This window comes from Armatimonas sp., assembly GCF_031410135.1.
Taxonomy (GTDB): Bacteria; Armatimonadota; Armatimonadia; order Armatimonadales; family Armatimonadaceae; genus Armatimonas.
In genome coordinates this window covers 1-3,348 of sequence record NZ_JANNYP010000723.1, presented here as the reverse complement: position 1 = coordinate 3,348, position 3,348 = coordinate 1, and the positions used below count along the sequence as shown (strand labels likewise).

Below are 3,348 nucleotides of genomic sequence, written 5' to 3'. Positions count from 1 at the left end.
GGCCTTGCCTGGTGTAGCGGCATGTGCCGCTCATACCATCGGGGTAAGTGACAGTGCACTCATGCCAGCGGATGTGAAGAGGGCTGCGCCGTTTCACGTCCCAAGCATTGGGTACGTCGGCGACAACGCCCGTCTTGAGAGCGAGAGCCTTGAGCGCCTGCTCCAGCTCACCCTCTCGAAACGTTGTGTAGATAGGGGATCGGGCCAATGGATTTCTGGCCTCCTGATTTTGTAGTGTCTCCAGCAGCTCCTTTGCCATCAGGCAACGGGTGCCCGAGCGGAGGCCATCATAGAGGAGTCAGGCAGAAATGCAACGAGACTGAACCAGGCTTCACCACTACGAAAATCCAAAGTCGTTTGTGGAGCTCACATTGAATGCCTTGATGGGTAAAAGAGGCGTTCACGGGTTCAGTCTCGTTGCATGTTCGGTATACGTTCGGGCAAAATAGGCAAGTCGTGCGCACGACACAAGTTTATTTCTAGCCCCTATTGCCATGCCAAAATCGGCGCAAGGACCGCCCCTCGCCTTCAATCGAGTGCGGGCGGTTCTGCTACACATACCCCACTACACTGTCGCTCCCAAGGCGCAGCTTGCCCTGGAAACGGGAGTTTCTCAGAACGCCATGTCTCGCATGGTTCGGGGCAAGCTCAATCCGAGCTACCTCACGGCGGAACTGATCTGCCGAGCGATCAATCGGCGAAGTAGCCTGAAACTACCTGTAGACGAGATTTTTTCTACGGATGGCTACTATCCGACTCCCTCTGTCTGCGCCCTCATGGGCTGCAAAGGCTGCTTACCTCCTGAAGCTTGGGATGAGCGCTCCGACAGACTCAAGCCTGAGTGGAGACATCAAAAACCAGGGGAGTGGTCACGCGTGGAAGCCGACCCAACCTCTCCTGGTCACCCCATTTAACGCCTATTTCATGAACACGAAAACCCCGAACAAACTCCGGCAGCGGTTGCTTGAGCTGCCCTTTGATGCGTATCTCAAGATCATCGCGCTCCTGCTCGCTAAGCTCGGCTACCAAGACGTTCGGCTCGCCGGTCGCACTGATTGGAAAGGCCGCAACCGAGGTGGTGGCTACGATCTTCTTGCGACTGTTCCCGGTGGTTTCTCGCCTCGGCGCGTGATCATCCAGGCCAAGCAGTTCGATGAAGGCTCTCGTGTCTTCCAGCGCCAAGCCGACGAGCTACGTGGTGCTGCAATCCGAGTTGGTGCTGCCGAAGCCCTGCTCATCACCAGCGGCCCACTGTCAGCCTCAATAGATCAAGAAGGGCTTGCTCTCCCACTTGCTCCCGTGCGAATCATCGGCGGCGATCACTTGGTGGAACTACTAAGCACCCACCAAATCGGCGTCACGCCACGAGGTACTCTCGACGAGGATTTCTTCAAGCGACTGGAACAGGAAGCTGTTGGCAACCGCCAAAGCGACTGCCTGGGAGCCAAAAGCGAGCTACTGCTCACCGTCGCCGTAAAACGCGTTCCAAGGCGAGCAACCCGCTCTCATCAGTCTTCATGACATGGCGTACTCACGTCATGGCGGGAATCGTCAGCCTTTATGGTCTACCCCTTGCCCTTCCCTTCGACTCGATGTCGCTGGCGATTCTTTTCGCTGTCATCGGAAGCCTGCTGCCTGACCTTGATGCTAGGGAGTCCAAGCTCTCCAACATGGCAATTGGCGGCGTAGCTCCCTTGAAGCTAGTCGCACGTTTGCTCAGTCGAAGCCTCGGGCACCGTGGGCCGATGCACTCGCTTCTCGCGGTGCTGGTCGTCGCCGTTGCTTTTGGCTTGCCCTTGGCGCTCTTGCTCGATCCCTTTGCTGGGTTCGGTTTGACGCTGGGCTACCTGTCCCATTTGCTACTCGATGCCTGCACCAAGAGCGGCGTTCCTCTCTACTGGCCCGATAGTGGGCGGGTGTGGCTCTTGCCCTCGCGGCTTCGCTTTACGACCGGCTCTACGGCGGAAGATGGATTCTTTATCCTGCTCTCCTTAACCGCGTCCGGTCTTCTCCTTATTCACCTTTTCCAATTCCAAAATGCAACCACCACACTTCAAGACACATTCAGCACAACGCTACTTTGATAGATCAGCCTCCAGCTTTAGAGTCTCTGCGGAGCTTGCCGCCCTTGACCAGGCAGCGCGCCTAACAGTCAGGCTCGTGGAGAGGATCGATATGGTCTCCCTGCGCTTCTCGGAGCGCCAGCGTCTCGCCCGAATCCTGCTCCGGCTGGCAAAGGTCACGGGGGAGGCATACGATATCCTGCCCTTAGTGGCATCTAGCGAGCGCTCTACCTTCTCATGAGTCCGCTGCCTCTTTCCGCTACCCCAGGCAGTCCAGAAACGGCTCTGGTGCTCCTCCAGCACCAACCTGGCCAGCCCGCGCAGCTCGTGCTCTCACCCAACCTGAGGATCTCAGGGCTCCTGCGAGTCTTACCACCCGACCTACTCCAGATCTTCATCGCCCTCCTGACGTTCCAAGAGGCAATGGGTGAAGTAAGGGCCGTTGTGGAATCACTTGCCGAGGCTCTCAGTCTCCATCCTGACCAGGTGCAGCAACGCCTCCAGCTTCTCGCCGCCTACACTTTCGATGGTGCGCCGCTAATCTTCCCAAGTGCCGAACATACCTACTCGCTCTCCAAGCGGGTGGGGGTGCCTGTTGACATAATGCCGCCAGCACAAATGAGCGAGAAGCCGTACCGAGCAGTTCCTCGTGAGGAGATCATTCACCGCTCCAGGGAGCGCTACGCAACCCCTCGCGCTGAAGCGGAGGAGATCGTTGCCGAGCAGCTTGGCAACACGCCCCCGGAGCCGATCCCAGAAGGCCGCGAAGGGGAGGCGTACCATGCCATGCTCGCAGTCGGGGTGCCAGAGCATGAAGTGAGAAAGCTCCTGGCAGAGTTTCCCATTGAGAGCATTGAGATTCAGTTGGAATGGCTCCCGGCTCGCGGTGCCAGAAACCCCGCCCGCTTCCTCACCGCCGCAATACGAGGCGATTACGCCTCTCCAGACACTCCAAGGTCATGAGCGGACAGCCAACATCTAAGGGGGAGCAGGCAAGCTCCCCTTGGGCTGCGCTTGGCCCCGTAGTGCCCGTACCCTCGATCCTGATCGACCGCTTACTTCCCAAGCTCACTGACACTGAGCTGCGGGTTCTCTTGGTCGTGGTGCGGCAGACGCTGGGTTGGATAAGCGACGACAGCACATCTGGCCATAAAAATAATGTGCATGGCCGTAAGTGGCGTGACTGGATCAGTCAGAGCCAGCTTGTAGGCAAGACAGGCAAGAGCCGTGACTCGGTGAGCCGGGCGGTGGGAGCGCTTGTTGATGCGGGCTTGGTGGTGGTCGA

Annotated in this window: 6 protein-coding genes and 1 pseudogene; 6 read left to right on the top strand and 1 reads right to left on the bottom strand. The window is 58.2% G+C overall.

Features of this window, described 5'->3' with window-relative positions:
• Positions 1-259, bottom strand: a 259-nt coding sequence (locus RMO15_RS26325) for a hypothetical protein (RefSeq protein ID WP_309719806.1), incomplete at its 3' end; no start/stop codon positions are given.
• A gap of 235 nt (positions 260-494) precedes the next feature.
• Here RMO15_RS26325 and RMO15_RS26320 point away from each other — a divergent pair.
• From RMO15_RS26320 to RMO15_RS26295, 6 genes and pseudogenes are all read left to right on the top strand, one after another.
• Positions 495-914 (top strand): helix-turn-helix transcriptional regulator, encoded by a 420-nt coding sequence (locus RMO15_RS26320; RefSeq protein ID WP_309689703.1) that lies wholly within the window; start codon positions 495-497, stop codon positions 912-914.
• A gap of 10 nt (positions 915-924) precedes the next feature.
• The gene (locus RMO15_RS26315) at positions 925-1,521 is read left to right on the top strand and encodes a restriction endonuclease (protein WP_309719803.1); all 597 of its coding nucleotides are present in this window, start codon (positions 925-927) and stop codon (positions 1,519-1,521) included.
• Positions 1,518-2,084, top strand: a complete 567-nt coding sequence (locus RMO15_RS26310) for a metal-dependent hydrolase (RefSeq protein WP_309719800.1) — start codon at positions 1,518-1,520, stop codon at positions 2,082-2,084. Before RMO15_RS26315 ends, RMO15_RS26310 begins: the two co-directional genes overlap by 4 nt.
• Before the next feature lie 91 nt (positions 2,085-2,175).
• On the top strand, positions 2,176-2,304 hold the full coding sequence (locus tag RMO15_RS26305) for a hypothetical protein (protein ID WP_309719797.1): 129 nt from the start codon (positions 2,176-2,178) through the stop codon (positions 2,302-2,304).
• Positions 2,301-3,026, top strand: a complete 726-nt coding sequence (locus RMO15_RS26300) for a hypothetical protein (RefSeq protein WP_309719795.1) — start codon at positions 2,301-2,303, stop codon at positions 3,024-3,026. Before RMO15_RS26305 ends, RMO15_RS26300 begins: the two co-directional genes overlap by 4 nt.
• A pseudogene (locus RMO15_RS26295) lies at positions 3,023-3,348 on the top strand (hypothetical protein); the annotation flags it as partial. The gene RMO15_RS26300 and the pseudogene RMO15_RS26295, both read left to right, overlap by 4 nt.